At 65.4% G+C, this 25,628-nt stretch carries 27 protein-coding genes; 15 read left to right on the top strand and 12 right to left on the bottom strand.

The genetic code is table 11. The features are described 5' to 3' along the window. Nucleotides 1-37: 37 nt before the first annotated feature. Nucleotides 38-199, top strand: coding sequence for a hypothetical protein (locus DKK67_RS21460; protein WP_162628694.1), 162 nt, complete (start codon nucleotides 38-40; stop codon nucleotides 197-199). A gap of 251 nt (nucleotides 200-450) precedes the next feature. After that, a complete protein-coding gene (locus tag DKK67_RS00190; protein WP_111493240.1) occupies nucleotides 451-891 on the top strand; it encodes a VOC family protein in 441 nt (146 codons plus the stop codon). A gap of 19 nt (nucleotides 892-910) precedes the next feature. Here the strand turns inward: DKK67_RS00190 and DKK67_RS00185 are convergent, their stop codons facing one another. Continuing rightward, the gene (locus DKK67_RS00185) at nucleotides 911-1,837 is read right to left on the bottom strand and encodes an alpha/beta fold hydrolase (RefSeq protein ID WP_111493239.1); all 927 of its coding nucleotides are present in this window, start codon (nucleotides 1,835-1,837) and stop codon (nucleotides 911-913) included. Nucleotides 1,838-2,047: 210 nt separating this feature from the next. On the opposite strand from DKK67_RS00185, the gene DKK67_RS00180 reads away from it, so the two are divergent. Further along, nucleotides 2,048-3,400 (top strand): alanine/glycine:cation symporter family protein, encoded by a 1,353-nt coding sequence (locus DKK67_RS00180; protein ID WP_111493237.1) that lies wholly within the window; start codon nucleotides 2,048-2,050, stop codon nucleotides 3,398-3,400. A 154-nt stretch (nucleotides 3,401-3,554) separates the two neighbouring features. After that, the gene (locus tag DKK67_RS00175; protein ID WP_111493236.1) at nucleotides 3,555-4,208 is read left to right on the top strand and encodes a peroxiredoxin; all 654 of its coding nucleotides are present in this window, start codon (nucleotides 3,555-3,557) and stop codon (nucleotides 4,206-4,208) included. 75 nt (nucleotides 4,209-4,283) lie between these two features. Here DKK67_RS00175 and DKK67_RS00170 read toward each other — a convergent pair whose 3' ends face one another. The 3 genes from DKK67_RS00170 to DKK67_RS00160 form a co-directional block, all read right to left on the bottom strand. Next, nucleotides 4,284-5,066 (bottom strand): MetQ/NlpA family ABC transporter substrate-binding protein, encoded by a 783-nt coding sequence (locus tag DKK67_RS00170; RefSeq protein WP_111493234.1) that lies wholly within the window; start codon nucleotides 5,064-5,066, stop codon nucleotides 4,284-4,286. Between the two features lie 66 nt (nucleotides 5,067-5,132). Then, complete coding sequence (locus tag DKK67_RS00165; RefSeq protein ID WP_111493233.1) at nucleotides 5,133-5,798, bottom strand: methionine ABC transporter permease; 666 nt, start codon at nucleotides 5,796-5,798, stop codon at nucleotides 5,133-5,135. Further along, a complete protein-coding gene (locus DKK67_RS00160; protein ID WP_111493231.1) occupies nucleotides 5,798-6,805 on the bottom strand; it encodes a methionine ABC transporter ATP-binding protein in 1,008 nt (335 codons plus the stop codon). Before DKK67_RS00160 ends, DKK67_RS00165 begins: the two co-directional genes overlap by 1 nt. A gap of 158 nt (nucleotides 6,806-6,963) precedes the next feature. Between DKK67_RS00160 and DKK67_RS00155 the strand changes: the two genes are divergently transcribed. Then, complete coding sequence (locus tag DKK67_RS00155) at nucleotides 6,964-8,364, top strand: HDOD domain-containing protein (protein WP_228160476.1); 1,401 nt, start codon at nucleotides 6,964-6,966, stop codon at nucleotides 8,362-8,364. Between the two features lie 7 nt (nucleotides 8,365-8,371). Here DKK67_RS00155 and DKK67_RS00150 read toward each other — a convergent pair whose 3' ends face one another. Together DKK67_RS00150 and DKK67_RS00145 are read right to left on the bottom strand one after the other, a co-directional pair. Beyond that, complete coding sequence (locus DKK67_RS00150) at nucleotides 8,372-9,067, bottom strand: anti-sigma factor (protein WP_111493228.1); 696 nt, start codon at nucleotides 9,065-9,067, stop codon at nucleotides 8,372-8,374. Then, complete coding sequence (locus DKK67_RS00145) at nucleotides 9,064-9,621, bottom strand: RNA polymerase sigma factor (RefSeq protein ID WP_111493227.1); 558 nt, start codon at nucleotides 9,619-9,621, stop codon at nucleotides 9,064-9,066. Before DKK67_RS00145 ends, DKK67_RS00150 begins: the two co-directional genes overlap by 4 nt. A 212-nt stretch (nucleotides 9,622-9,833) precedes the next feature. Here DKK67_RS00145 and DKK67_RS00140 point away from each other — a divergent pair, with 212 nt between their 5' ends. From DKK67_RS00140 to DKK67_RS00125, 4 genes are all read left to right on the top strand, one after another. Beyond that, nucleotides 9,834-11,363, top strand: coding sequence for a DUF4331 domain-containing protein (locus tag DKK67_RS00140; protein WP_111493226.1), 1,530 nt, complete (start codon nucleotides 9,834-9,836; stop codon nucleotides 11,361-11,363). A 14-nt stretch (nucleotides 11,364-11,377) separates the two neighbouring features. Continuing rightward, nucleotides 11,378-11,620: a hypothetical protein gene (locus DKK67_RS00135; RefSeq protein WP_111493224.1), complete on the top strand. Its 243-nt coding sequence runs from the start codon at nucleotides 11,378-11,380 to the stop codon at nucleotides 11,618-11,620. A 217-nt stretch (nucleotides 11,621-11,837) separates the two neighbouring features. Further along, a complete protein-coding gene (locus DKK67_RS00130; RefSeq protein ID WP_228160475.1) occupies nucleotides 11,838-12,809 on the top strand; it encodes a tetratricopeptide repeat protein in 972 nt (323 codons plus the stop codon). Then, nucleotides 12,806-13,918, top strand: coding sequence for a HupE/UreJ family protein (locus DKK67_RS00125; RefSeq protein ID WP_111493222.1), 1,113 nt, complete (start codon nucleotides 12,806-12,808; stop codon nucleotides 13,916-13,918). Before DKK67_RS00130 ends, DKK67_RS00125 begins: the two co-directional genes overlap by 4 nt. Nucleotides 13,919-13,977: 59 nt before the next feature. On the opposite strand, the gene DKK67_RS00120 is transcribed toward DKK67_RS00125, so the two are convergent. The 3 genes from DKK67_RS00120 to DKK67_RS00110 form a co-directional block, all read right to left on the bottom strand. Beyond that, nucleotides 13,978-14,574 carry a hypothetical protein gene (locus DKK67_RS00120; RefSeq protein WP_111493220.1) on the bottom strand — a complete coding sequence of 199 codons (597 nt, stop codon included), beginning with the start codon at nucleotides 14,572-14,574 and terminating at the stop codon, nucleotides 13,978-13,980. Nucleotides 14,575-14,777: 203 nt separating this feature from the next. Continuing rightward, nucleotides 14,778-16,286: an amidase gene (locus DKK67_RS00115; protein WP_111493218.1), complete on the bottom strand. Its 1,509-nt coding sequence runs from the start codon at nucleotides 16,284-16,286 to the stop codon at nucleotides 14,778-14,780. Nucleotides 16,287-16,364: 78 nt separating this feature from the next. Further along, complete coding sequence (locus DKK67_RS00110; RefSeq protein ID WP_111493216.1) at nucleotides 16,365-16,904, bottom strand: glutathione peroxidase; 540 nt, start codon at nucleotides 16,902-16,904, stop codon at nucleotides 16,365-16,367. Nucleotides 16,905-17,075: 171 nt separating this feature from the next. On the opposite strand from DKK67_RS00110, the gene DKK67_RS00105 reads away from it, so the two are divergent. After that, nucleotides 17,076-18,182 carry a transglycosylase SLT domain-containing protein gene (locus DKK67_RS00105; protein WP_228160474.1) on the top strand — a complete coding sequence of 369 codons (1,107 nt, stop codon included), beginning with the start codon at nucleotides 17,076-17,078 and terminating at the stop codon, nucleotides 18,180-18,182. Between the two features lie 46 nt (nucleotides 18,183-18,228). Then, nucleotides 18,229-18,996: a sulfite exporter TauE/SafE family protein gene (locus DKK67_RS00100; protein ID WP_111493214.1), complete on the top strand. Its 768-nt coding sequence runs from the start codon at nucleotides 18,229-18,231 to the stop codon at nucleotides 18,994-18,996. Here the strand turns inward: DKK67_RS00100 and DKK67_RS00095 are convergent. Then, nucleotides 18,989-19,885 (bottom strand): DMT family transporter, encoded by an 897-nt coding sequence (locus DKK67_RS00095; RefSeq protein WP_111493212.1) that lies wholly within the window; start codon nucleotides 19,883-19,885, stop codon nucleotides 18,989-18,991. The two genes, DKK67_RS00100 and DKK67_RS00095, sit on opposite strands and share 8 nt — an antisense overlap. A 56-nt stretch (nucleotides 19,886-19,941) precedes the next feature. Continuing rightward, complete coding sequence (locus tag DKK67_RS00090; protein ID WP_162628693.1) at nucleotides 19,942-22,314, bottom strand: sensor domain-containing diguanylate cyclase; 2,373 nt, start codon at nucleotides 22,312-22,314, stop codon at nucleotides 19,942-19,944. 208 nt (nucleotides 22,315-22,522) lie between these two features. On the opposite strand from DKK67_RS00090, the gene DKK67_RS00085 reads away from it, so the two are divergent. Genes DKK67_RS00085 through DKK67_RS00070 form a run of 4 tightly spaced genes read left to right on the top strand, consistent with a single transcriptional unit; the run spans nucleotide 22,523 to nucleotide 24,975 of the window. Then, a complete protein-coding gene (locus DKK67_RS00085) occupies nucleotides 22,523-23,299 on the top strand; it encodes a MotA/TolQ/ExbB proton channel family protein (protein WP_204355692.1) in 777 nt (258 codons plus the stop codon). After that, nucleotides 23,286-23,702, top strand: coding sequence for an ExbD/TolR family protein (locus DKK67_RS00080; protein ID WP_111493208.1), 417 nt, complete (start codon nucleotides 23,286-23,288; stop codon nucleotides 23,700-23,702). Before DKK67_RS00085 ends, DKK67_RS00080 begins: the two co-directional genes overlap by 14 nt. After that, the gene (locus DKK67_RS00075) at nucleotides 23,699-24,112 is read left to right on the top strand and encodes an ExbD/TolR family protein (protein WP_111493206.1); all 414 of its coding nucleotides are present in this window, start codon (nucleotides 23,699-23,701) and stop codon (nucleotides 24,110-24,112) included. Before DKK67_RS00080 ends, DKK67_RS00075 begins: the two co-directional genes overlap by 4 nt. Next, nucleotides 24,109-24,975 carry an energy transducer TonB gene (locus DKK67_RS00070; protein WP_111493204.1) on the top strand — a complete coding sequence of 289 codons (867 nt, stop codon included), beginning with the start codon at nucleotides 24,109-24,111 and terminating at the stop codon, nucleotides 24,973-24,975. The genes DKK67_RS00075 and DKK67_RS00070 overlap by 4 nt, the downstream gene beginning before the upstream one ends. A 13-nt stretch (nucleotides 24,976-24,988) precedes the next feature. On the opposite strand, the gene DKK67_RS00065 is transcribed toward DKK67_RS00070, so the two are convergent. Further along, entirely contained in the window at nucleotides 24,989-25,627 is a 639-nt protein-coding gene (locus DKK67_RS00065) for an Isoquinoline 1-oxidoreductase subunit (RefSeq protein WP_111493202.1), read from the bottom strand. Nucleotide 25,628: the final 1 nt, after the last annotated feature.

The following is a 25,628-nucleotide window of genomic DNA, read 5'->3' as shown; positions in this document are numbered from 1 at the left end:
TAGACCCGGAGATCCTAGTTCCATTTGGAGGTGAAATATGCGTTTGAGCAACATCGTCGTCCGGTTCCGGCGTAACCAGGTCGCCATGCCCGAAAACAGCCGGGTAGAAGCCGTCAGCCGCCGCCAGACCATGAGCCTTGAAGCGCTCAATCGTCCGGCTCAGTCCCGCAGCATCAAGGCCGCTCTGCGCCAGCGTTAATCGGGACGCGAAGAAGATAAAACAACACGGAGGGATCTCATTTTGAGTATTCCCAGTTGATAGCCAGCTCAAGATGTCTTGGGCTGGCTATTTTATTTTCTGCGCCCTGATTTTCCCCTCCCGTTTCTCCCACTCATTCCAGCGCCACGATCCATCTCATCGCTCCGGTCTAGCACCTCTTCCGCCGCCCCCCGGCCGATGTGAGACAATGCGCGACAAAGAACCCACGTCATCCTGATGAGGACAACACCATGCAATACCTGCACACCATGGTCCGGGTCGCCGACCTGGATGCGTCCCTGAATTTCTACTGCAACCTGCTGGGTCTGGAAGAAGTCCGGCGCATGGACAACGACAAAGGCCGTTTCACACTGGTGTTCCTGGCCGCGCCGGAAGATCGCGAGCGCGCCCTGGCGGACAAGGCGCCGATGGTGGAACTGACCTACAACTGGGATCCCGAGGAATACACCGGCGGCCGCAATTTCGGCCACCTGGCCTACCGGGTGGATGACATCTACGCGCTGTGCGACAAACTGCAGGCCGGCGGCGTCACCATCAACCGCCCGCCGCGGGACGGTCACATGGCGTTCGTGCGCTCGCCGGACAACATCTCCATCGAACTGCTGCAGAAAGGCGACGCCCTGCCGCCGCAGGAGCCCTGGGCCAGCATGGAAAATACCGGGAGCTGGTAACTCCCGGCGCCGCCCGACTTCAGCGGCTGGCCAAACCCATCACGCCCAGACTCGTCTCGGCGATCGTGGCCACCAGCGGCTCCGGCAGATCGTGCCCCATGCCGGGAATCAGCCGCGCCTGGGCGTGGGGAATCAGGTACTGCAGCTGCTCCGCCGCCACCGGCCGGATCAGCGGGTCCGCCGCGCCGTGGATGATCGCCGTGGGCGCCTGGATGCGGCGGGTGATGGAGGACAGGCTGCCGCTGGCAAGAATCGCCCGGGTCTGACGCAGGATGCCGGCCGGGTGGTACGCGCGTCGGTAGTCGCTAATGAGTCGTTCACGCACGGTGTGCGGCGCGGTGGGATAATCCGGGCTCTGGATGGCGCGCCAGAAGTCCAGCGAGCGGGCTACCACCGCGTCCTCATCGTGGCCTTTCACGCCGATCCCCGATAACCGCCAGACCAGCCCCAGTTTGGGCATGGGCAGGCGCGGACTGTTGGTGGAGGTCATCACCAGGGTGGCCGAACGCACCCGCTGTGGATAATCCCCCGCCAGCACCTGGGTGATCATGCCCCCCATGGAGACGCCCACCAGGTGCGCGCGCCCGATCTCCAGCGCGTCCATCAGGCCGCCTACGTCCGCCGCCATGTCGTGCAGCGTGTAGGGCGCAGCCACGGGCCGCCCCAGGCGGGAGTTCAACATGGCCTTGAGCGGATGATCCTGCAGGTGCGCCTTGAGGTGCGTGGACAGGCCGATGTCCCGGTTGTCGAAACGAACCACCCAATAGCCGGCTTCGGCGTAGGCGTTGAGCAGACTCTCCGGCCACAGGGTCATCTGGGCGCCCAGGCCCATAATGAACACCACCGGTTCGCCGCTCGGGTTGCCCCGGGTCTCGACGCAGAATTCCAGGCCATTGGCGCCGATACGGCGCGATTCGGGCGGGTAATGCTTCAAGGCTACATTCACAGGGTTCTCCTTCCGTTACCCCGAGGATACTGGATTCCCGGGGCGCCGCCATGTCTCCATTGACTCTCGCCACGCCAGACCGGCCAATTGCCCGCACAAAAACAGTGCATTATCGTTGTAACTTGTTATTCTGAAAGGCCCTTTATCAACAACAATAAGGATCGGTCTATACTCTGCCGATCAGCACTGGATTCAACGGAGGAAACGTCCATGGAAGCCCTGTCGAATGTCATCACCGCGATCAACGGCCTGGTCTGGGGGCCGCCCATGCTGGTCCTGATCCTGGGTGTCGGTCTGTTCCTGAGCCTGGGCCTGAAGCTCATGCCGATCCTGAAGCTGGGCACCGGCTTCAAGCTGATGTGGCAGGGCCGCCAGTCCGGCGACGACGGCGAGATTCCGCCGTTCCAGGCCCTGATGACCGCGCTGTCGGCCACCGTCGGGACCGGTAACATCGCCGGTGTAGCCACGGCGGTCTTCCTCGGCGGTCCGGGCGCACTGTTCTGGATGTGGCTGACCGCCCTGGTGGGCATGGCCACCAAGTACTCCGAAGCGGTGCTGGCGGTGAACTACCGCGAGGTGGACGAGCGCGGCGACCACGTCGGCGGGCCCATGTACTACATCCGCAACGGCCTGGGCCACAAGTGGACCTGGCTGGGCGTGCTGTTCGCCGTGTTCGCTGCGGTGGCTGGCTTCGGCATCGGCAACACCGTGCAGGCCAACTCGGTGGCGGACGTCATCGAAACCAACTTCAACGTGCCGCACATCGTCACGGGCCTGGTACTGGCGGTGCTGGTGGGCCTGGTCCTGATCGGCGGCATCAAGCGCATCGGCCAGGTGGCGTCCTCGCTGGTGCCGCTGATGGCCATCGCCTACCTGGTGGCCGGGCTGATCGTACTGGCCATCAACGCCACCGAGATTCCCGCCGCCATCGCCCTGGTGGTGGAGCACGCCTTCAGCCCCATCGCCGCCCAGGGCGGTTTCGCCGGGGCCGCCGTGTGGGCCGCTATCCGCTTCGGTGTGGCGCGCGGCATCTTCTCCAACGAAGCGGGCCTGGGCTCGGCACCCATCGCCCACGCCGCGGCGCAGACCAACAACCCGATCAAGCAGGGCATGGTGGCCATGCTGGGCACCTTCATCGACACCATCATCATCTGCACCATCACCGGCCTGGTGATCATCACCTCCGGCGTCTGGACCAGCGGCGAGTCCGGTGCCGCCCTGACCTCGATGGCCTTCGCCCACGCCCTGCCCAGCGTCGGCAACTACCTGGTGGCCATCGCCCTGGCGGTGTTCGCCTTCACCACCATCCTGGGCTGGTCGTTCTATGGCGAGCGCTGCATCGAGTTCCTGTTCGGCGTAAAGGCCATCTGGCCCTATCGGGTGCTGTGGATCATCGCCATTCCCGTCGGCGCCACCTCCAACCTGGGCATTATCTGGCTGGTAGCAGACACCCTGAACGCGATGATGGCCCTGCCCAACCTGGTGGCGCTGGCGCTGCTGAGCCCGGTGATCTTCCGTCTGACTCGGGAACATTTCGAGCGTGAAGGCGTCAAAACCCCGTAATAACATAAGGTTATAAAGCAGAACGAAACAGTCTTTTGATAAATCCGCCGCCGGCCCAATAGTCTCTGACAGTCACGGCATTCAGTGAGTCAAGACAGACGGTTACAGGAAGATCGACGCCGGTCGGCGTCACCGATCCAGAGGAGGAGTATTCATGAGCTTACGTCTAGGCGATACCGCACCCGATTTTGAACAGGATTCCAGCGAAGGCCGCATCCGCTTCCACGAGTGGCTGGGCGACGGCTGGGGCATCCTGTTCTCGCACCCGGCCGATTTCACCCCGGTGTGCACCACCGAGCTGGGCCTGACCGCCAAACTGAAGGACGAGTTCACCAAGCGCAACATCAAGGCCATCGCGCTGAGCGTGGACGACGTGGAGTCGCACAAATCCTGGATCAACGACATCAACGAGACCCAGGGCTGCAGCGTCAACTTCCCGATCCTGGCGGACGGTGACCGCACGGTATCCACCCTGTACGACATGATTCACCCCAACGCGGACGACAGCATGACCGTGCGTTCGCTGTTCGTGATCGACCCGAACAAGAAGGTGCGCCTGATCATCACCTACCCGGCCAGCACCGGCCGTAACTTCAACGAGGTGCTGCGGGCGGTGGACTCCCTGCAACTGACCGACAGCCACAAGGTGGCCACCCCGGGCAACTGGGAAGCCGGCGACGACGTGGTGATCGTGCCGTCCCTGCAGGACGAGGATGAGATCAAGCAGCGCTTCCCCAAAGGCTACAAGGCGGTGCGCCCCTACCTGCGCATGACGCCGGACCCGAAAGCCAACTGGAACGGCGAGTAACCGTTTCCCGTCCCGAAACGAAAAGACCCCGGCCGAGGCCGGGGTCTTTTTTTAGGCGTCGATCAACGCGCTGACTCAGAAGGCCGGAACCACGGCACCCTTGTACTTGTCGTTGATGAACTGCTTGACCTCATCGCTGGTCAGGGCGTCCGCCAGCTTCTGCATGGCCGCGCTGTCCTTGTTGTCCGGACGGGCCACCAGGATGTTGACGTACGGAGAATCGGCACCCTCGATGATCAGTGCGTCCTTGGTCGGGTTCAGGCCCGCTTCCAGCGCGTAGTTGGTGTTGATCATGGCCACGTCGACCTGACCCAGCACCCGCGGCAGGGTGGCGGCTTCCAGCTCGTAGAAGTCCAGGTTCTTCGGGTTCTCGGCGATGTCACGCGGCGTCGCGGTGATCTTGCTGCTGTCCTTGAGCGTGATCAGACCGGCTTTCTGCAGCAGCAGCAGCGCACGGCCGCCGTTGGTCGGATCGTTGGGAATGGCGATGGTGGCGCCGTCTTCCAGGTCGTCCAGGGACTCGATCTTGTTGGAGTAGGCGCCGAACGGCTCGACGTGAACGCCGATAACGCTGACCAGGTTGGTGCCCTTGCCGTCGTTGAACTCGCTCAGGTACGGCTGGTGCTGGAAGAAGTTGGCGTCCATACGCTCCTGCGCCACCTGGATGTTGGGCTGGACGTAATCGGTGAAGACTTTCACATCCAGATCCACGTCTTCCTTGGCCAGCATGGGCTTTACGAATTCCAGGATTTCCGCGTGGGGAACGGCGGTGGCCGCCACGGTCAGTTTGTCCGCCGCCTGGGCGGATGAGAAAGCCACCAGGGAGGCAGCCAGCGCCAGAATCTTTGTCAGTTTCATAATCTTCCTCGTGTCTACGATGAGTGTTCTTTTTCTTTGCGCCGTTACCACAACGGCGCACGTGGATCAGCGACGGCTGAAGTGCAATACCAGCCGGTCGCCCACCATTTGCAGCACTTGCACAAAAACAACCAGAAGCGCCACGGTAATCACCATGACGTCGGTCTGAAATCGCTGATATCCGAAACGGATAGCCAGGTCACCCAAACCGCCCCCGCCGATAACACCGGACATGGCGGCGTAGGACACCAGCGTGATCGCCGTCACCGTGATGCCGGCGATGATGCCTGGCAGGGCCTCCGGCAGCAGCGCGCCGAAGATGACCTGGCGCACGGTGGCGCCCATCGCCTGGGTGGCCTCGATGATGCCCCGGTCCACCTCGCGCAGGGAGGTTTCCACCAGCCGCGCGAAGAACGGCGCGCCCCCGGCCACCAGCGGCGGAATCGCACCGGCCACGCCCAGGGAAGTGCCGATCAGCATGACCGTGAACGGGATCATCACGATCAGCAGGATAATGAACGGCACCGAACGCAGCACGTTCACCACGAACGACAGCACCGCGTAGGCCACCGGCTGCTCCAGCAACTGGCGTTTGCCGGTCAGGAACAGCAGCACACCGATCGGCAGGCCGAACAGGACGCTGAAGAACAGCGACGCGCCCACCATGATCAGGGTGTCCCAGCTGGCGTAGCCGATTTCGCCCCAGTCCACGTTACTCAGCAGGTCTTCCATCAGCGTACTACCTCCACGTGCACGTCGGCGTCTTCAAAGGCGCGCTGGGCAGCATTCAGGTCACCGCCCACCAGGGACAGGGTCAGTTGCCCGTAGGGCGTGTCCTTGATGCGATCGATACGGCCGGACAGGATCGAGAAATCCACCCCGGTCTCCCGCGCCACGCTCCCCAGCAGCGGTTTGTAGGTAGACTCGCCGCGGAACGTCAGGCGCAGGATGCGGCCCTCGGCCTGGGCAAAATCCGCCTGCTGCTCGCGCTCGTCCACGTGCTCGCTTTCGAACACGAAGTCGCGGGTGGTGTGGTGTTGCGGGTGCAGGAACACGTCGGTCACCGGGCCCATTTCCACCACCTCGCCGGCGTCCATCACCGCCACCCGGTCACAGACCCGGCGCACCACGTCCATCTCGTGGGTGATCAGCACGATGGTCAGGCCCAGCTCGCGGTTCAGGTCCGCCAGCAGGCGCAGTACGGATTGGGTCGTCTGCGGATCGAGGGCGCTGGTGGCCTCGTCGCACAGCAGGATGCTGGGACGGCAGGCCAACGCGCGGGCGATGCCGACCCGCTGCTTCTGGCCGCCGGAGAGCTGGTTGGGAAACTTGCGCGCGTGGTGGCTCAGGCCGACCCGCTTGAGCAGCTCGTCCACACGGGTTCGGATCTCATCCCGGGAATAGATGCCCGCCAGCTTCATGGGAAAGGCAATGTTGTCTTCCACCGTCTTGGAGGACAGCAGGTTGAAGTGCTGGAAGATCATGCCGACCTTGCGGCGGAAGGCGCGCAGCTCGCCTGCGTCGTAGCCGGTCACGTCCTCGCCATCGATGAGGATACGGCCGCCGCTGGGGTCCTCCAGGCGGTTGATCAGGCGCACCAGGGTGGACTTGCCGGCGCCGGAATGGCCGACGATGCCGAACACCTCGCCTTTCTCGATGGCCATGTTGGTGGGCTGCAGCGCGGGGATCTCCCGGCCTTCCACCGTGTAGGCCTTGTGGACCTCGACGAATTCAATCACGGGGCATCTCTGCAATACCGAAAAATGGCCGCGCAGTATACCGCAGACGGCCATCAAACCCGAATCGGGGCATGCCGCAACGCCCGGCTCGGCGCGCAGGTCGCAATCCGCTAGACTTATTGCATGAACAAGAAGTCATATTTTTTGGAGTACACGCCTTGAGCGAATCCCCCGTCCGCCTGCAGTCGACCCACGCCTGGGTGGATTACCTGAGTCAGGTGGAACTGCCCGTTCTCGCCAATACCCTGCGCCGCATCAATCACCTGACCGAGAGCAACAACTCGACCGTCAGTGAGCTGGCCGCGGTGATCCTCAACGACGCCCAGCTCACGTCCCAGGTTCTGCGACTGTCCAATTCGGCGTTCTACAACCACAGCCGGGTGCAGGTCAGCACCGTCAGCCGCGCCATTACTCTGATCGGCTTCGACGCGGTGAAGTCCATGGCGATCTCGTCGCTGCTGATCGACAGCCTGATCCAGCGCAATCCCCGGCCGCACCTGCTCAAGGCCCTGGCCCGGGCGCTCCACGCCGCCGTCCAGGCGCGCTGCCTGCTGCCCGGCAACAGTGAGCAGGCCCACGAAGAGGCGTTCATCGGCGCCCTGCTGACCAACATCGGCGAGCTGGCGTTCTGGTCCTGCCCCACCGACCAGGCCGGCGAACTGGCCGCCCGGCTGCCGGCGGACAAACCGGCCGAGCTGCAACAGGAGATCCTGGGCACCACCTTTGTGGAGATCACCCGCGGGCTGGTGGAAAGCTGGAAGCTCGGACGCTTCATCCAGGACGTGGTCAGCGCCGGGCGGGCCAGCTCGCCGGCGGTCGCCCTGGTCCGGGAATCGGTGGAGCTGGCGCGGGAGGCCGAGAACGGCTGGCGCTCGAAGGCCGTGGACAAACGCCTGGCCCGGATCGCCGCGGCCATCGGTGAACAGCCCGCCAGCGTGCGCGATCAGGTTCGCCTCAATGCCGGTGAGGCGGAAGAGATTGCGGTGTCCTTCGGCATCCCCCAGATCCGCGGCCTGTTGCCCGGCAGCGACGACGCGGACAGCCACGAAACACCGCAGGCGCCCCAGGGCGACCCCACGCTGCAACTGAGTATCCTGCGGGATATCTCCGCCGCGCTGGCGACCCAGCTCGACCTGAACGGCATCTGCCAGATGGTGGTGGAAGGCATCCACCGGGCCGTGGGGCTGCGCCGGGTGGGGCTGCTGATGGCCGATCGCACGGGCAACCAACTGGTGTCCCGCAAAAGGTTGGGCAGTGGCACCGACGCCTGGCCCGATCACTTCGTGGTGAACCGCGACGACGCCGGTGACCTGCAGTGCCTGCTCACCGATCAATGCGCGCTGATCGAGGCCGGCGATCGCCCGCTGCTGCCCGACTGCGACGCCTGGATTGGCACCCGGCCGGCCCTGGTCGGACCGCTGTTTGCCGGGCCGCGGCGGGTCGGGCTGTTCTACGCCGACAACGGCGACCTGCAGGCCAGGCTGAGCGACGACCAACTGGTCGCCTTCAGCCATTTCGTGCAGCAGGCCCAGCTCTGCATCAGCCTGCTGGCGCGGTAACCACCCGCTACTGCAGTTCGTGCAGTCGGGTGATGTGCAGGATCGGCCCGGTCGGCGCCCCGGTGGTCGAGCCTCCCTTGGGCTCCAGGCTGATCGCCAGAGTTCGGGAAGCCGCCAGCGCCGCCCGGGTTTCCGGGGTCAGGGTAATCCGCACGCTGTCTTCGCCGACCGGGATCACCCCGAGGGACATCGGGTTGCCGTCCTTGGGCACCACCCAGAGTTCGTAGTCGTGCTGCCCTTCCGCGGGCTGGGCCGCCACCGGCTGCAGGCTGAGCTGGCCAGCCGGACCGCCCTCGGACACCAGCCAGAGCGGATCCTGTCCTTCTTCCGGTACCACCGCGCCCGACAACAGCGGCCCTTCCGGCGCCTGCGGCTGGTTCACCAGCAACACCGCCAGCACCAGCACAACCGCCGTGGCGGCCAGGCTCCAGCCGGCCCAGAGCCAGCTCGGGCCGGTTCGCCGCGGGGCCGCCGTCTCCGGCCACAGGCGCTGTTCGATCGCACGCCATACCCGTTCCGGAGGGTCTTCGGCGGGCACCGCTTCAGCCAGCGGCGCCAGCTGCTTTTCCCAGTACCAGACTTCCTGGCGAATCGACCAGGACTCCATCATCCAGCGCTCAAAGCGCCGGCGCGCAGGGCCCTTCAGGGCTCCGAGGGCGTATTCGGCGGCGAGCCGTTCAATCCGTTCCGGCGTTCGTTTCATTGTTCCAGACACCTCTTCAACGCCAGTAAACCACGTCGGATCCAACTCTTGACCGTGCCGATCGGCGTACTCAGCGCCGTCGCCAGCTCCTCATGGGTGAAACCGCGGTAGTAGGACAGCAGGATGCTGTCACGCTGGTCTTCACTCAGTTCCTCCAGACAACCCTGTAACGCGGCCGCCCCATCCGCCTGGAGCGAGGCATCCAGCGGATTGGCGCTGTCGTCAGCCACCTGCTCCAGCCGGTCGTCGCCGGCGGTCTGCCGCACCTTGCGCGCCCGGATCAGGTCCAGGGTGCGATAGCGCGCGATCGTCAGCATCCAGTTCAGCGGCGTGCCCCGCTCGCTGTGGTATTCGCTGGCGTGGTGCCAGATACGCACAAACGCATCCTGCAAGGCTTCCTCCGCCAGCTCCGGCTGGTTCGCCAGTTTCTGGCAAACCCCGAACATGCGGCCGGCCATACGTTCGTAGAGCGCCCGAAAAGCCGCCCTGTCGTGCTGCGCCACGCGGGCCAGCAGCGCCATCAACTCTTCGTCCTGACCTGTCTCAACTGCCATTTTGCTTGCTCTCGCGTTCCATCACCGATGCAGATCAGGTAGCCACATTACGTCTGACCGGGCCGTCGAGATGCGGCCAGGACACCACCTGAATAATTTATTTCCGAAGTGCAACCATTCCGGATGCCGGGCCGTAACCGCCTCAGGACAGCCACTCGCTGACGCTGTCTTCCACATTGACTCGCATCCTAACCATAGCAGAGGAACAGACCATGACTTTCCAACCACAACGGTCAGCCCTCTCAGCCACCCTGGCCGCACTGTGCCTTGCCAGCGGCGCTGCGAACGCTTCCAGCCACCGGGAAGCGCCCTTCATCACCGAAGTTCCGAAAGTGGACGGCACCGACTTCTACCTGTTTCGCAGCTATGAGCCGGGGCGCGAAGACACGGTGACCCTCATCGCGAATTACCTGCCGCTCCAGGATCCATACGGTGGCCCGAACTATTTCGATCTGGATGAGGACGCCATCTACGAAATTCACATCGACAACACCGCCGACGCGGAAGAGGACATCACCTTCCGCTTCTCACTCAGCGACGTGACCCAGGACCTGCAGCTCGATGTGGGCGGAGAGATGGTGTCGGTGCCGCTGAAGAACATCGGCGGCATCGGCCCGGCCGCCACCGCCACGGATAACGTTCAGGTGCGCCAGGAGTACAGCCTGGACGTGATCCGCGGCGACCGGCGCAGCGGACAGGTGCAGACCGCCACCAACGTGACCACCGGCACCGGCGATTTCCGCAAACCGGTGGACAATATCGGCACGAATTCGATCAGCGATTACGCCGCCTACGCCGCCAACCATGTCTACGACGTGGCGCTGCCGGGCTGTTCCGCCAACGGGCGGGTGTTCGTGGGCCAGCGCAAGGACGCCTTTGCGGTGAACCTGGGTGAGATCTTCGATCTGGTGAACATCGCCGATCCCCTGGGCAGCCGCGACCAGGATCTGGATACCCTGACCGGGGCCAACGTGACCTCGTTCGCCCTGGAAGTGCCCATCGACTGCGTGACCGGCTCGTCCCAGACCGCGGACGGCGATCCGGTCATCGGCGCCTGGACCACGGCCAGCGTGCGCCAGGCGCGGGTGTTGAACCCGGCGCCGACCCGTAACGGCAAGGGCGCCACCGTGGAAGGCGGTGCCTACACCCAGGTCTCAAGGCTGGGCATGCCGCTGGTCAACGAGGTAGTCATCGGTCTGGCCGACAAGGACCGCTTCAACGCCAGTGAGCCGGCCGACGACGCCCAGTTCGCCACCTACGTCACCAACCCGACCCTGCCGCAACTGCTGGAAATCGTGACCGGCGGTGCGATCCAGGAGCCCGAGGTCTATCCGCGGGTCGACCTGGTCGCGGCCTTCCTTACGGGTCTGACCCTGACCGACGGTGGCGGCGACGTGATCTTCTCCAACGAGCCGGCCGGCGTGCAGGCCTCTGACATGCTGCGTCTGAATACCGACCTGCCGGCGGCCGATCCGGACGTGAACAACCAGTCCGACCTGGGCCTGCTGGCGAGCAGCCCCGACGCCACCGGTTTTCCCAACGGCCGACGTCCGGTAGACGACGTCGTGGACATCGCCCTGCGGGTGGCCATCGGTGCGACCCTGCCGTTCTTCGGTGAAACCGATCCCAACGGCGGCGCGCCGCTGACCGACGGCGCCGTGGTGGATCGCACCCTGCTGCTGGACGGCTTCCCGTACCTCGGGACACCGCTGCCCGGCTCGCCGAATCCGAACACGCCCTGAGCGCGGAGGTTGTCATGACACAGCAAACAGCACTCATCGGCCTGGTGTTGGCGGCATGCCTGTCCGCCGGATGCGCCGACAGCGACGGGCACAACAACGGCAAAGATAACGGCAATGCGGAAGTCGATTTCAACCAGTTCGTAAAGGCTGAGATCGACAACACCCGTGACGACCGCGACGCGGTGGCCATCAACGAGCTGGATTTCCAGTTCAACAATCAGGACGACGAGGACGCGTTCGACGATGTGCTCGAGTAACCGGGTACCTGTTGGCCGGCTTTCACGAGGCAGGAAGCCGGCCGACCCTGCCCCCGCTCTTCGGAGCGGGGTCTTTTTCGGATGTCTTCTGCTGGCCCTGGCCGGCGGGCCGGTATGGGCCGCCCCTGCCATCGAGCCGATCGACGCCGAGGCCGTCCTGGCGCGACTCCCCGACCAGGCCCTGGGCGTCCAGCCTCGGGCCACAAGCGCCGAGGGTTTGGCCCGGCAGGCCCGCACCTATCTGGAGCTGGCCCGGCGCGAAGGGGATCCGCGCTATCTCGGCTACGCGCAACGGACCTTACAGCAATGGTCGGGCGCAGACAGGCCGCCCCGACTGCGTCTGCTGCAGGCGACGCTGGACCAGAGCCTGCACCGGTTCGATCCGGCGCTGGAGGAACTGCAAGCGGTGCTGGAGACAACGACATCACCGGCGCTACGCGCCCAGGCGCACCTGACCCGGGCCACCATCGAACTGGTGCGCGGCCACTATCCGGCGGCCCGTGACGCCTGTTCGGATCTCGCGCAGGACCGGCCCGGCCTGATGTCCGCCAGTTGCCAGGCCCAGGTGGCCGCGCGCACCGGCCATGCCGACGCGGCTTACCAGGCCCTGCAGCGGGAGCTGGACAGGTCCAATCCCAGCCGCGACCGGACCGCTGCCGCCTGGACGCTTGGCACCCTGGCGGACCTGGCCGCCCAACTGGGCCAGCCTGCCGCGCCCGACCATTGGGAGCAGGTCCTGGCCCTGACCCCCGGAGACCTCTACGCCCGCACCCAATACGCCGACTGGTTGCTGCAGCACAGCCGCCCCGACGCCGCCCTCGCCCTGACCGAAGGCTACGACGCGGTGGACAGCCTGGCGGTCCTGCGGGCCATCGCCCTGACGCAGCTGGAACGGGACGACACCGAGCTCGTGGCGCATCTGCGTCAGCGTTTCGCGGAGGCTCGCTGGCGCGGCAACCTGCTGCACCGTCGCGATTACAGTCGTTTCCTGCTCGATGTGGAGAACCAGCCCGACGACGCGCTGCAGGTGGCCAGGGACAACTGGCAACAGCAGCGTGAACCGCTGGACACCCGTTTGCTGCTTCGGGCCGCACGGGCCGCCGATGCAGCGGACGTCGAACGTGAGGTGCGCGACTGGCTCGCGGACAACAACCAGACGGATGCCCGCTATCCGGAGACCACCCCATGACGCGCTTCCTGACCGGCCTGCTGATCGGCCTCTTGCTCGCCCCCGCCTGCTGGGCTCACAAGGCCAGCGACGGGTTCGTCTACCTCGATCAGACGAACACGCCGCCCCAGCTACGGATTGACCTGGCCCTGCGCGACCTGGCCCTGGTCGTGCCGCTGGACCGCGATGACGACCGACAGGTGTCCGGCCGCGAGCTACAGGACGCGCGGGCCGAAATCACCCACTACCTGGAAACCGGCGTGACCGTGGCGGCCGGCGACGCAACCTGCGCCCTGAATGGCCTGCAATGGGGCCTCACCCGGCACAGCGACGGTCCCTACGCGGCAGCGCGCTACGCCATCGACTGTCCGGGCGACGCCGCCCCGACGCGACTGACCTACCGCTTGCTGTTCGAGGTGGACAGCCTGCACCGGGGACTGGTCCAGCGCCGGCTGGGCGACTCGGAACAATTGGCGGTGCTGGGGCCCGACCAGAACGCACTGGACCTGACCACCGTCTCCGCATCGCCGCTGACGCTGTTCGGCGATTTCCTCTACCAGGGCATCGTGCACCTGGTGTTCGGTTTCGACCACGTGCTGTTCCTGCTGGTCCTGATCCTGCCCGCCACCCTGGTGCGCCGGAACGAGCCACAACGAGGCCCGCGGCGCCGGCTGTGGGAGCTGGCCGGCATCGTCACCGCGTTCACCGTTGCCCACTCCATTACGCTCGGCCTGGCGGCAATGGATGTGATGCGCCCGCCCATTGCCTGGATCGAAATCGTCATCGCCCTGTCGATCGCCCTGGCGGCCCTCAACCTGTTTTTCCCGATATTCGGCCGCCACACCTGGCGCCTGGCTTTCGGCTTCGGGCTGATCCACGGGTTCGGCTTCGCCAGCGTGCTGGGCGACCTGACCAGCGGCACGTCACAGACGGTGCTGGCCCTGGCGGGATTCAACATCGGCGTGGAGCTGGGCCAGATTGCGCTGTTGCTTCTGGTCTTCCCGCTGCTCTACGCCTGCAGCCGGTTGCGCCTGTACCAGCGGGCGATGGTGCCCGCGCTGGCGCTGGCGGTGTCGGCGATCAGTCTGTACTGGGTGGTCGAGCGCGTGGCGGGGCTGTCGATCGCCTAGCGTCGCCGCCCTTCCCGGGCGGCGAGCGCACAGCCATCAACAGGTTTTCTTTCAGGCGGTCAGTGCAGATTACGCATCTGACGCGGGTACAGGGCGGCGCTGACTTCCGGCTCTTCCAGCAGATCGGCCAGCTCGCGATCCACTTCGGTTTCTTCGCCTTCGTCCGGCAGGGGCTCGAACAGGGTGTTGAGCCAGGCCGCCACCGATGGCACGTCATCCCGGTCGTAATCGGTCGACAGGGCGCCGATCCGACGGAAGCCGATGATGCGCTGGTGGCGCGGATCGCGAATCTGCTCGAAGCCGCGCCAGTAAACCCGATCCCGGGTGTGCAGCTGCACAAACAGCGTGTCGATCGGGCTGGGTGTGTCGTCGTTGATCTCTTCAACCGCCGGCTCCGGTTCCGGCTCAGGCTTGGACTTGATAGTCGTCCAGGCCGGATAAAGCACAGCAACGGCGTCGGCTTCGACGTGTTCCCGCGCGGCACGCAGGATCAACGCCCAGCGAGCCTTGTCGGCTTCGGTCTCGAGGCTTTGGATGGGCAAGTCGTAACTCTGTTCTGACGACAGGACAATCGCCATCATGGGAGCATCCAGCTCTCCCATGGCTTCGCCCTGTGCGACAGATACAAGCTCGTCGATCGCAATCGGTTGGTTCATGGTACGCTCGCCTCCTCGGTGCCATCAGGGAAGGGGGAGACACTGGACAAAACCGCCTGTCCGGCGCACTCACGGCAGACAGGTCGTCTATTCAGTGATCGCCATGGAAGTCGGGCAACTCCCAACTACAGCATAGCGTGTCTCCGCAAAAGGTTAAACGTGGAGACGCATGGACCGGATCACAACCCCACGGCGGTCATTCTTTACCCGGCCGCGCGTTCACCACGCCCCAATTCCGCCAGGCGCTCGTAGTGATGCCACCAGGGCAACGCCGCTTCCAGTTGACCGGCCAGCCCGAACAATACGCCCTCGCCCCCGTGCGCGGCCCCGAAATGCACGCCCACCGGCAAGCCCTCGGCGGTCCAGTGCAGGGGCATCGACATCGCCGGCGTGCCCGTCAGGTTGGCCAACTGGGTGAACGGCGTACGCGCCAGGCTCTCCATCGCCAGGTCGTCGACCATCCCGCTGCGGTGCACCAGGCGGCCGGCCCGAAGCAACAGCATCAGGCGACTGGCCGCCTGCAAGTGGCCCGGTGTGTCCAGCTCGCCAATGCGGGCCGGCATCTGGCCGGTGGTGGGGCACAGGTAGAGATCGAAACCTTCGAAGAACGCCCCCAGGGCGCGGGCAAAATCGTTCCATTGCTGGCGCAGGCGGACGTATTCCGGCACCGGCAGGGTCCGGCCGAGCATGCCCAGCAGTCGGGTTTCCAGCTCGAAATCCCGGTCGCGGGCGCCGTACTGTTCCCGGGCCTGGTCCATCATGGCCGAGACCTCCCCGAAATACTGCCCCAGATAGCTGCGCGCCAGGTCGCGGCCATCGACCCCGGGGCGGGCGTATTCCACGTGATGCCCCAGTTCCAGCAGGGTGCGGGCCGTCGCTTCCACCGCCTCGACGCACTCCGGCGCGACGTCGCTGCCATAGGGCGACTCGGTGAACACACCAATGCGCAGCGGTCTCGGCGCCTGCCGAACGCAGTCGGCATACGGCCATTCAGGCGGAGGAATCCGGAAGGGGTCGCCGGGCTCGGCGCCCGCCAGGCAGTCCAGCATCACCGCACTGTCCCGCACGCTGCGGCTGACCACCAGATCGGTGGAAGCGCCATTCCAGTGCTCGCCCATGCCCGGACCCGCAGAGACCCGGCCGCGCGACGGTTTGAGACCGAACAGGCCGTTGTAGGCGGCGGGGATGCGGATCGAGCCGCCGCCGTCATTGGCCCCGGCCATGGGGACAATACCCGCCGCCACCGCCGCGCCGGAGCCGCCGCTGGAGCCGCCCGGCGTCAGCCGAAGATCCCAGGGGTTACGGGTCGCCCCCCAGAGGCGCGACTCGGTGACCGCCTTCAGGCCCAGCTCGGGCGTCGCCGTGCGCCCCATGATGACCAGCCCCGCCGCCTTGGCACGCCGCACATAGGCCGAATCCTGCTCCGGTACCTGATCGCGCAGGGCGCGACTGCCGTAGCTGCAGGGTTTGCCCGCCTGCTCCTGGGCCAGATCCTTGAGCAGGAAAGGCACACCGGCAAACGCCCCACCCTCCGGCACCGACGCTTTCATGGCATCGCTGAACTGCGGCAGGCAGATGGCGTTGATGGCCGGATTGACGGTCTCGGCGCGCTGGATCGCGGCGTTCAAGACCTCGCGGGCGGTGACTTTCTTGCGGCGCACCAGATCCGCCAGTCCGACGGCGTCGAACTGCAAGTAATCGCTGACTTTCATGGATAGGCGTTTGGTTCATTCGCAGCGGATTCGACATCAGCATACCCGGGGGTCCAAACAAATGACACTGCGTTCAGCTTATTTAAGAAGGGCCTCAACCTGAGCGGTGATTTCCGGCCCATCCGGCAATGTGCGGCTGGGAAAATGCCAGACCCGGTCGCCATCGCCGCTGACCAGGTACTTGTTGAAATTCCAGCCCGGCTCAGCGCCACTCCGTTCGGCCAGGGCCCGAAACACCGGATGGGCGCCCTCCCCCTTCACGGCCTGGGGCGCGGTCATAGTGAAGGTAACGCCGTAGTCGACGAAACAGACTTCGGCGGTCTTGGAGGGGTCGGAGGCTTCCTGGCGGAAATCGTTGGACGGCACGCCGACCACCGTGAAGCCCTGTTCGCGATAGGTCTGGTAGACCGTCTCCAGCTCGCGGAACTGGCCGGTATAGCCACAGAAACTGGCGGTATTGACGATCAGCATGGGGCGGCCGTCCTGCAGATCGCAGAAATTGACCGTCTCGGTGGACCGCAGTCGGTTGACGGAATGGTCCAGCCACTCCGGACAGGCGGCATCGACGGTGAATGACGCGGCCGCGATCACCGCTCCCAGGAACAGACGACAAGCCATGGCACCTTCCTCCCTTTCGCCCTGCAGGCTTTCTCAGGTCTCCATCATACGTCCTACAGGCCTGCGCGGTTTCACGACCGCGCGCAATCGAAGACAGTTGCAGGGAACCGCACCGCTCGCCAAACTCTGGAGCATTCACCGCCAATAACCGGCCCTTTGCGGAGATTCACCATGCCCCTGCGGACAGCCCGTTGCCTGCTGTTGCTGCCCCTGCTTGCCCTCGGTGCCAGCCCGGCCGCCGCGGAGAAACTGAAGGACTGGACCTCGGTGATCCGCGAATCCCCCTACTGGGAAAGCCAGGGGGTCTACAGCAACATCCTCACCATCCGACGCTGGATCCTGGACAGCAGCGGCTACTGCAGCGAGATCGAGCGCCACATCCTCTTCGACCGGCGCGGCCAGTTCCTCGGCTACATGAACAATGCCCCCACCCGGCAGGGCACCCAGCGGAAGCTCAACGACACCCGCCAACGCATGGCGGCCAACGGCCGCGCGGACTACTGGGTGGCGGGCGACCCGCAGACCACCGGTTACCCGTTCGCCCTGGCCTGCGACCAGCCCCACGTCAACATGGATGACGCCCTGGCACGCTATGTGGGCAGCCTGCCGGCGGACCGTATCTGGGGCGACTGGGACGACCTCACCTTCGCCTCCGCCGACGATCCGAAATCGCTGCACGCCGCCCTGCGCTATATCTACGACACCCGCAACAACCAGCAGCGACTCAACCTGCCGGCGGAAATGCCGCGCTATCTGGCGGGTCAGTTGCTGATCGAGAGCGGCGGCCAGCGCAAGGCCCATTCCGCGGCCAATGCCCGTGGCATCATGCAGCTGTCGGACATGGTGCTGGACGATTGCGGTATCAGTCCAGGCAACTACTGGCACCGGCTGGCGCAACTGGACTGCGCCATGCGTCTGACCAGCCAGAACGCCCGCAACCTGCGCCCGGCGTTCGAAGCACGCTTCGGCAAGCTGCCGCCGGCCAAACGCGACCGGCTGTTCACGCTGCTGCTGGTGCAGGCGTATCATGGCGGTGCCGCGCGCGTGCTGACGCTGCTGGAAGATGAGGAACTGGCCCAGCCAGCCGCCTATTTCGCCGATCATCCGGAACGCTTCAGTGCCGGCGACATCGCCTTCGGGCTGGTCTACCACAACCTGGGGCGCAATCGTCTGGGGCTGTCGTCCCTGTATTATGTGGCGGACGTGGAGCTGGCCGGCGAAGCCCTGTGCCGGCTGCCGCGCATGGCCGACGACACGCTCTGTGCCGATGCACCGTAACCCGGGCGCGTATTGATCCGAAACAACCGATACCAGGAGTGACCGTTTGGAGCTGCTGTCCCTGCCCGATGCCCTGAGCCTGCCCCTGGCGCTCGCCCTGTTCGCCACCTCCGCCGTGACCTCCATGATCACCGCCAGCCTCGGTGCCGGCGGCGGCGCCATGCTGCTGGCCCTGATGGCGCTATGGTTGCCGCCCGCCGCCATCATCCCGGTGCACGGGCTGATCCAGTTGGGCTCCAACGCGGGCCGCGCCAGCCTGACCTGGCGCCATATCGACTGGAAGCTGATCCTGGCCTTCCTCCCCGGCGTGTTGCTGGGCGCCGGCCTCGGGGCGCTGGTACTGGTGCACCTGCCGCCGGCGATCTGGGAACTGACCATCGCCCTGTTCATTCTCTACCTGTGCTGGGGGCCGGCGCTGCCCCGGGCCATCCTGGGGCCGGCGGGCACCTTCGCCGCAGCGGTGGCAACCACCTTCCTGACCCTGTTTGTGGGCGCCACCGGGCCTTTGGTCGGAGCCTTCGTCAAGCAGGTGCACGGCGACCGCTTCCGCACGGTGTCCACCTTCGCCTCCGCCATGACGCTGCAGCACACGGCCAAGGCAGTGGTGTTCGGCCTGGCCGGCTTCGCCCTGGGCGAGTGGCTGCCGTTCATCCTGGGCATGATCCTGTGCGGGTTCGTGGGGACCTGGCTGGGCCTGCACGTGCTGCAGCGGCTGAGCAACCGCCGTTTCCAGTTCTTCTTCAACCTGCTGCTGACGGCACTGGCCCTGCGCCTGCTGTGGCAGGCGGCGCAAACCGCCGGCTGGATCAGCTGAGGTCGGTCGTGGCCAGGGTCGCCACCCGGCGCTGGCGACGCCGCTCGATAACACCGTTGATGGCCAGGGCGGAGAGGATGATGGCGCCGCCGGCGAAGGCCAGCGGGCCGGGCAATTCATCGAGGAATAGCCACACCAGCAGCGAGCCAATCACCGTCTCCAGCAGCAGGAACAGGCTGACTTCAGCCGCCGGCAGATAACGCGGCCCGGTCTGGATCAGAATGCTGGCCGCGGGCAGGAAACCGATGCACAGCAGGACGATGAACCCGAAGTCCGGCCAACCGGGCCACTGCATGCCGCCGAACAGCGCCGCGGCCCCGCAGATCAGCAAGGCACCGAAAATCAGCATCAGACTCATGTCCGCCTGCGGTCGCGAGCGGGCCACCGCCAGGTTGGAAGCCAGTGAAAACGCCGCCAACCCCGCCATCAGCAGCCCCAGCGGCTGGCCCTTGCCCATCTCTCCCAGCGCCATCAGGGTGGCCCCGGACACGCACACCAGGATCAGCACCCAGGTGCGCAGCGGCAGACGCTCGCGCCAGATCAGCCAGGCCAGCAGCGCGGCGATGACCGGCGCGGTGTTGAGAATCACCAGCACGTTGCCGGCGGCGGTGTGTTTCATACCGGTCACGAAGCCCAGGGTACTGCCGGCGAAGGCCAGGCCGCAGTAGAACCCGCGCCGGCCGCAGGCGCGCATGGCGGGCAACAGCTCCCGGCCGTAGCGAACGCTGTGGATCACCGCAAAACTGAGCGCCAGCAGCAGGCCACGCCAGAACAGGAACACCTCCGACGACACACTGGTGGATTTGACCAGCAGCGCGTCGGGCGAGAGCAGCAGCACGCCCAGCCCGACGATCATAAAGCCTCGCAATCGGAGGGCCTGTTCTGACATCAATCACCTTTTCGATCGGGTTCTGGGGAAGTTCGGCCGCCTGCCCAACGTGAACGCTAGAGGCGGATCAGCGGCTCGGAGGCCTGATCGTGCTCGCCGAATACGATGACCCGGTTGCGCCCCTGCGCCTTGGCGGCGTAGGCGGCTTCATCCGCGCGGGCCACCACATCCTTGGCCACGACATCGGCAGGCGTGATGGCGGTGAGGCCAATGCTGGCCGTCACGCCGTACTGGCGCTCGTTGTCCTCCAGGATGAGTCGCTCGATCCCCACCCGCAGGGCTTCGGCAATATCCCGCGCGCGCGCCACGCCGCAGGCAGGAAGGATCACACCGAACTCATCGCCGCCCAGCCGCGCCACCATGTCGGACTGGCGCACCCGGCTGCGCAGGATATCGGCGATGTGGCGCAGCAGCTCGTCCCCCAGCAGGTGGCCGCCGTTGTCGTTGACCGGCTTGAAGTGGTCCAGGTCGATCATCATCACCACCGACGGATTGCCTTCCCGGGTTTCCTGCTGCAGCAGGCTGGCGAGCGCCGAGTTGAATCCACGCCGGTTGGACAGGCGGGTCAGCGGGTCGTGACTGGCTTCCCAGGACAGCCGCTCTTCCTGGCGGCGGCGTTCACTGTCGTCGCGCATGACGAAAACGAACTGCTCGGCCTGCTCGCCGTCCAGCCGCAACATGGTCAGCTCCACCTCGAACGGCTGGCCCTGGCGGTTGGTCATGACCGCGTCCAGCTCGTTGACCTGGGGATGGCAGCGGAAGTCGTCGAAGGTCCAGTCGCTGCCATCGATGGTCACCCGGACCAGGTCGAACAGATTGAAGCCGACCACCGTGCTCTGGCTGCCCAGGAACGGCCAGGACGTGGGGTTGGCGAAACTGATGAAACCATGATTATCGGTCATCACCACGCCTTCATCGAGGACTTCCAGGATGCGTTCCGCCCGGGCCCGGGCGCCGCGCAACTCGGCCTCGATTTCCAGCTCGTGGGTGATGTCCCGGGCCACACACACGGTCCCCAGCGCCCGGTCCGGCGTCTGGATCGGGGCCAGCATGTAGGAGATCCAGATAATGCGTTCGGTGCGGGGATCGTAGAGCCGTTGCTCGCCGCGGGCCACTTCCCCCTGGCGCTGCACCCGTTCCCACTCGATACGGGCCTGCTCCTGGTCCGGCCGGTAGATAAACGGCAGGAACGGCTGGTTGCGGATGCGCGCCAGCGGCTGGCCGACAATCGCCTCGAACGCCGGGTTGGCGAACTCGATCCGGCCCAGCACGTCGGTCTGGATGATGCCGATGGGGGCGCGCTCGGACAGGGAGCGGAAATAAGCCTCCTTCTGCTCCAGCTCCTGGCGGGCCGCCTGGCGTTCCTCCCGCACCTCGGCAAAGGTGCGCTCCAGCTCGCGGATCTCGCGCCCGCCGCCCACCGGCTCCGGGCGCTCCTGACGCCCCTCGTGCAACGCCCGGATCTGCACCGCCAGGCGCTGCAGCGGATACAGGAGGTCACTGAACATCCGCAGCGACAGGGGGATAAACAGAATCAGCAGTATCAGCGCCGCCCATCCCATGACGTTGGTCAGGGTGCGGATGGGTTCGAACGCCTCCCGCGTGGGCAACGACACGGTCACGAACCAGGGCGCCTGGTTCAGCTGCCGGTACGCCACCACCCGTTTGCCACCGCTATTCATGGGCACCACGGTCACACCTTCCTCTCCCCGTCGCGCGGCCTGGTGCAGGGGGCTGTTGTCGTTCAGGCGTCCCAGGTCCGGATAATCGAACGGCTCCACCAGGATCACCCCGGAGCGGGTGCCCATCGCCACAAAACCGGTCTGGCCAATACTGAGATCAGCCAGGGCCCCCAGGAAACTGTCTTCGCTCAGCTTGATCGACCCGGCCAGGATACCGATCAGGCGCTGGCTGTGATCGAAGATCGGTGCCGTTACCACCACCACCGGCTCGCCCTCGTCGCGAGAGAAGATCGGCTTCGAGATCAGGGTGGTCATCTGCTGGAGGGTCTGGCGATAGTAGGGACGATCCGACACATCGATACCGCGCGCGGGCTTGTCCTCAGGCAGCACGGCCTGGACATGGCCTTGGTGATTGATGAGATAGAGTCGGTGAAACAGCGAGTTGAGGGCCGTCTGGCGGTTCAGGATCACCTGGGCACGGCTGAAAAGCGCCTCTTCGTACATGGTGAGCCCGGCGGCCACCCGGGTGATGGCATCAAAGCGCTCGGCCAGCTTCTCGTCCACGTCGTCGGCAATGATCATCGCGTGGGTCTGTAGCTGGTTGCGGGCCTGGGCTTCAAGTTCCGACTGGCCAAGGGAGACGGCGATCACCGTCGCGGTTACGGTGATCAGGACGACAAGCAGGACGACCATGACGACGGCCCGGTTCTTAAGGCTATCGAACCAGCGTCGAATCCTGTCAATCAATGATGTACCTCCACCTACTGCTGTCGTCATCCGCCGGCACGGCCGGCGAACGGGCATCACCGGGCCGGGTTCGCCTTATCTCCGACCCTTAACCTTCGATACCCAGTCTAACAGACCCGTCATGACCTGCCTGTATCCTTTAGGTAGCGTAGTCTAATAAGAATCGTTATTATTTGAACTTCAGCTTTTATTCCCGGGAGAATCCACCGTGCCTGAATCATCCGCCACTGTCAGCGCCGCAGGTCAGTTTGGCCCCATCAGTCAGCTCCTGGATTACGGCGGCCCGGTCATGGGCGTGCTTCTGGTCCTCGCCTTGATTGGCCTGGCGACCTTCATCTACGTCGTACTGGTCGGCGCCTTGTTTGCGCCGCGCAGCTCACGCCGGATTCGCGCCGAAGTCGATCAGTGGGAATCCGCGCCCTCCCCGGAACTGGCTGACGACATCCATGCCACCCGCTCCGGCCTGAACCGGTTCAACCCGCTGCCGGCCCTGGTCGAAACGGCCATGCGCGGCGCCCTGGGCAGCGCGTCGGAAACCCAGCAGCGTGAAAATATCGCACGCCTTGCCCAGCGCGCCCTGCAGCCGTTCGAGTCGCCTCTCAAGATTATTGAAGTGATCGCCGCCCTGGCGCCCCTGCTGGGCCTGTTGGGCACGGTGATGGGCATGATGGAGGCCTTCAGCACCATGGCGTCCACGGAAGGGCGCGCCAGTGCCAGCCAGCTCAGTGGCGGTATTTACCAGGCGCTGATGACCACCGCGGCGGGCCTGGTCATCGCCATCCCCATGGCGGCCATGGCCGCCTGGATCGAGTTCCGCCTGCGCCGCCTGAGCAGCCACATGAACGACCTGCTGGTGCGGGTGTTGTCGGTCACCGAGGACATGCACCAGGCCCCTCAACCGCAGGTACAGAGCGAAACCAGGCAGGAGCAGGTCGAACTCAGGGAAGCCGGCGAGGAGAAGCGGTTCGCCCATGCAGCTGGTTGATCCCCGTCCGCGTCGGCGCCTGCCGATCCGGATGACCCCGTTGATCGACGTTGTCTTTATCCTGCTGGTGTTCTTTATGGTGACGTCGCGCCTGGCGCCCACCAGCCACCTGGATCTGGACAACCGCACCGGGACCAGCGGCGGCGGTGAAGAAGGCGAGCCCCTGCCGGAGCTGGTTATGGAAGCCGACGGCCGGATCCAGTGGAATGAACGCACCCTGAGCGCGACGTCGCTGGCCGAAGCCCTGCTGCGCGCCGGCGAACGCGAAGTGAACCTGGAAACCGAAGGCGACGTCCCGCTGGGCACCTTCACCGCAGGCCTGACCCAGCTCCAGTCAGCGGGCATAAACACCCACTGGCGGCGGACCTCACAGAGCGATACAGACGTAAACGATCCCCAATGAAGCCACTGCTCCCCCAATCCCAGGACGGTGACGGCCGTAACCTGCTCGATCGCGTGGAAGACGCGATGCTGCCGCTGATTAACCTGGTCTTCCTGCTGCTGCTGTTCTTCATCGTGGCGGGGCACCTGACCGACGATCCGTTGCCGACGCTGCCGGGCACGGCAGAGGAAGGCGAAAGCAGTGCGCCGAAAGCCGACATGATGGTCACCGCCGACGGCGACTGGCAGATCGGCAAGCAGGTCGTCCCACGCGAGCAACTGTTGCAGCAGTTGCCCAGGCCCGATGCCGCCCGGCCGCTGCGTATTGCGGCCGACGCCGGCATTACCCTGGACGATCTGGAGAGCCTGCTACACACCCTGGAACAGGCCGGTTACGACAAGGTCACCCTGCTGACGGAGCCCAGACTGTGAGCACCGCTATCCGCTTCGTCTTCGCCATTGTCGCCCTGGCCATCGCCCTGGGCGTGGGCTACCTGTTCGCACGCTCGTCGGAGACCATCCCGGCGCCCAAAGGCAATGGCAACGTTACGGCACAGGCCGTTATCAGTCTCAGCCTGGCCAGCCCCAACGCCGAGCAGGCCGCCACCGGCGACCCCGAACCGACGGCGGAACCCCAGAAACCCAAACCGGAACCGCAGGCGGAACAGCCGCCTGAACCTGAACCCAAACCCGAACCCAAGCCGGAACCGGAACCCAAGCCAAAGCCAGAGCCGAAACCGGAGCCTAAACCAAAACCCGAGCCAAAGCCGGATCCGAAACCAGTGCCCAAGCCGGAGCCGACGCCCGAGCCCACGCCCAAACCGGAACCCAAGCCCGATCCAAAACCGGAGCCCAAGCCAGAGCCGGAACAAACCGCCCGGGCGACGACCGACAGCGCAACCGCCCCAAGCGCGACAACGGCCGAGAAGACATCCAGCTCGTCAACGCAAGGCGAGCCGGGTGCGTCCCAGCCGCAACAGGTGGAGCTGACCGCCGGGCGCTCCGACGCCGAGGACAGTTACCTGTCGAAACTCAACCGGCACCTGGCGCAGCATTACGAATACCCACGCCGGGCGCGGCGCCGTGGACAGGAAGGCACACCGGTGGTGCGCTTCGAGTTCGATCGCCACGGCGACCTGATCTCCGCGTCCATCGCGAACAGTTCCCGCTTTCGCATCCTGGACGAAGCCGCGCTGGAGATCATCCGCTCCAGCGACCCGCTACCGGCCGTGCCGGACAGCATGCAGGGCAAGAGCTTCGCATTTACCATCCCGATCCGGTATCAGTTGCGGTAGGCGCCAATCGCGCTCAGCCCTCCGGACAGACCGCCCCGGTATCAATCCACGCCTGGGTCAGTTCCCCGAAAATGGCCTGGGTCCCGGGCACGGGAATCCGCCCTTCTCCGGGATGCCAGCCCCAGCCGACCAGGCCGTCTTCGGCGTTGTGTTTCTGCAGTTCCTCCAGCGTCATGTGACTGCGTTCGGGGTCTTTGAGCTGCTCGCAGATCTGGGCGAGGCTCTTGCCCTCCCAGGCCATGGATGCCGGCGCCAGCCGCCAGCCCGGGTGTCCGGGAATGGAGCCCTCGGCGGTGTCGAAGGCCACGTTCTCTTCGCCGTGGCAGGTGGAGCAGCGCATGCCCGCAGCGCCCATGCCACCCACGCCCCGGACGACCGGTGGCTGGTGCGCCTGCAGGCTCATGCCCTGCAGCGGCGTGTCGCCCTTGGGATGGCAGGCCACGCAGCGGGGATGGGTCAGCACCTTGCCCATTTCGTTGAACATCGCGACAGAGCGCTCGGCAGGCTCCTGGATGTCGGCAAACGATTCGGGCGAGCGCAGTGTTTCGCTCTTCGCCACCGGTTCGTCAGCGGCAATGGCGGAGCCGATTTTCAGGCTCAGGGCCAGCGACACGAGGGCGGCACAGGCGATGGCTATGATGGTACGAGTCATG

This window comes from Marinobacter bohaiensis (genome assembly GCF_003258515.1).
In the GTDB taxonomy this organism is placed as follows: Bacteria; Pseudomonadota; Gammaproteobacteria; order Pseudomonadales; family Oleiphilaceae; genus Marinobacter_A; species Marinobacter_A bohaiensis.
The sequence above is the reverse complement of the archived record's forward strand: the minus strand, read 5'-3'. Positions and strand labels throughout refer to the sequence as shown.

Coding starts and splice junctions, on each gene's coding strand:
- DKK67_RS21460 (WP_162628694.1), top strand. CDS start 38: ATGCGTTTGAGCAACATCGTCGTCCGGTTCCGGCGTAACCAGGTCGCC.
- DKK67_RS00190 (WP_111493240.1), top strand. CDS start 451: ATGCAATACCTGCACACCATGGTCCGGGTCGCCGACCTGGATGCGTCC.
- DKK67_RS00180 (WP_111493237.1), top strand. CDS start 2,048: ATGGAAGCCCTGTCGAATGTCATCACCGCGATCAACGGCCTGGTCTGG.
- DKK67_RS00175 (WP_111493236.1), top strand. CDS start 3,555: ATGAGCTTACGTCTAGGCGATACCGCACCCGATTTTGAACAGGATTCC.
- DKK67_RS00170 (WP_111493234.1), bottom strand. CDS start 5,066: ATGAAACTGACAAAGATTCTGGCGCTGGCTGCCTCCCTGGTGGCTTTC.
- DKK67_RS00165 (WP_111493233.1), bottom strand. CDS start 5,798: ATGGAAGACCTGCTGAGTAACGTGGACTGGGGCGAAATCGGCTACGCC.
- DKK67_RS00150 (WP_111493228.1), bottom strand. CDS start 9,067: ATGAAACGAACGCCGGAACGGATTGAACGGCTCGCCGCCGAATACGCC.
- DKK67_RS00145 (WP_111493227.1), bottom strand. CDS start 9,621: ATGGCAGTTGAGACAGGTCAGGACGAAGAGTTGATGGCGCTGCTGGCC.
- DKK67_RS00140 (WP_111493226.1), top strand. CDS start 9,834: ATGACTTTCCAACCACAACGGTCAGCCCTCTCAGCCACCCTGGCCGCA.
- DKK67_RS00135 (WP_111493224.1), top strand. CDS start 11,378: ATGACACAGCAAACAGCACTCATCGGCCTGGTGTTGGCGGCATGCCTG.
- DKK67_RS00125 (WP_111493222.1), top strand. CDS start 12,806: ATGACGCGCTTCCTGACCGGCCTGCTGATCGGCCTCTTGCTCGCCCCC.
- DKK67_RS00120 (WP_111493220.1), bottom strand. CDS start 14,574: ATGAACCAACCGATTGCGATCGACGAGCTTGTATCTGTCGCACAGGGC.
- DKK67_RS00115 (WP_111493218.1), bottom strand. CDS start 16,286: ATGAAAGTCAGCGATTACTTGCAGTTCGACGCCGTCGGACTGGCGGAT.
- DKK67_RS00110 (WP_111493216.1), bottom strand. CDS start 16,904: ATGGCTTGTCGTCTGTTCCTGGGAGCGGTGATCGCGGCCGCGTCATTC.
- DKK67_RS00105 (WP_228160474.1), top strand. CDS start 17,076: ATGCCCCTGCGGACAGCCCGTTGCCTGCTGTTGCTGCCCCTGCTTGCC.
- DKK67_RS00095 (WP_111493212.1), bottom strand. CDS start 19,885: ATGTCAGAACAGGCCCTCCGATTGCGAGGCTTTATGATCGTCGGGCTG.
- DKK67_RS00080 (WP_111493208.1), top strand. CDS start 23,286: ATGCAGCTGGTTGATCCCCGTCCGCGTCGGCGCCTGCCGATCCGGATG.
- DKK67_RS00075 (WP_111493206.1), top strand. CDS start 23,699: ATGAAGCCACTGCTCCCCCAATCCCAGGACGGTGACGGCCGTAACCTG.
- DKK67_RS00065 (WP_111493202.1), bottom strand. CDS start 25,627: ATGACTCGTACCATCATAGCCATCGCCTGTGCCGCCCTCGTGTCGCTG.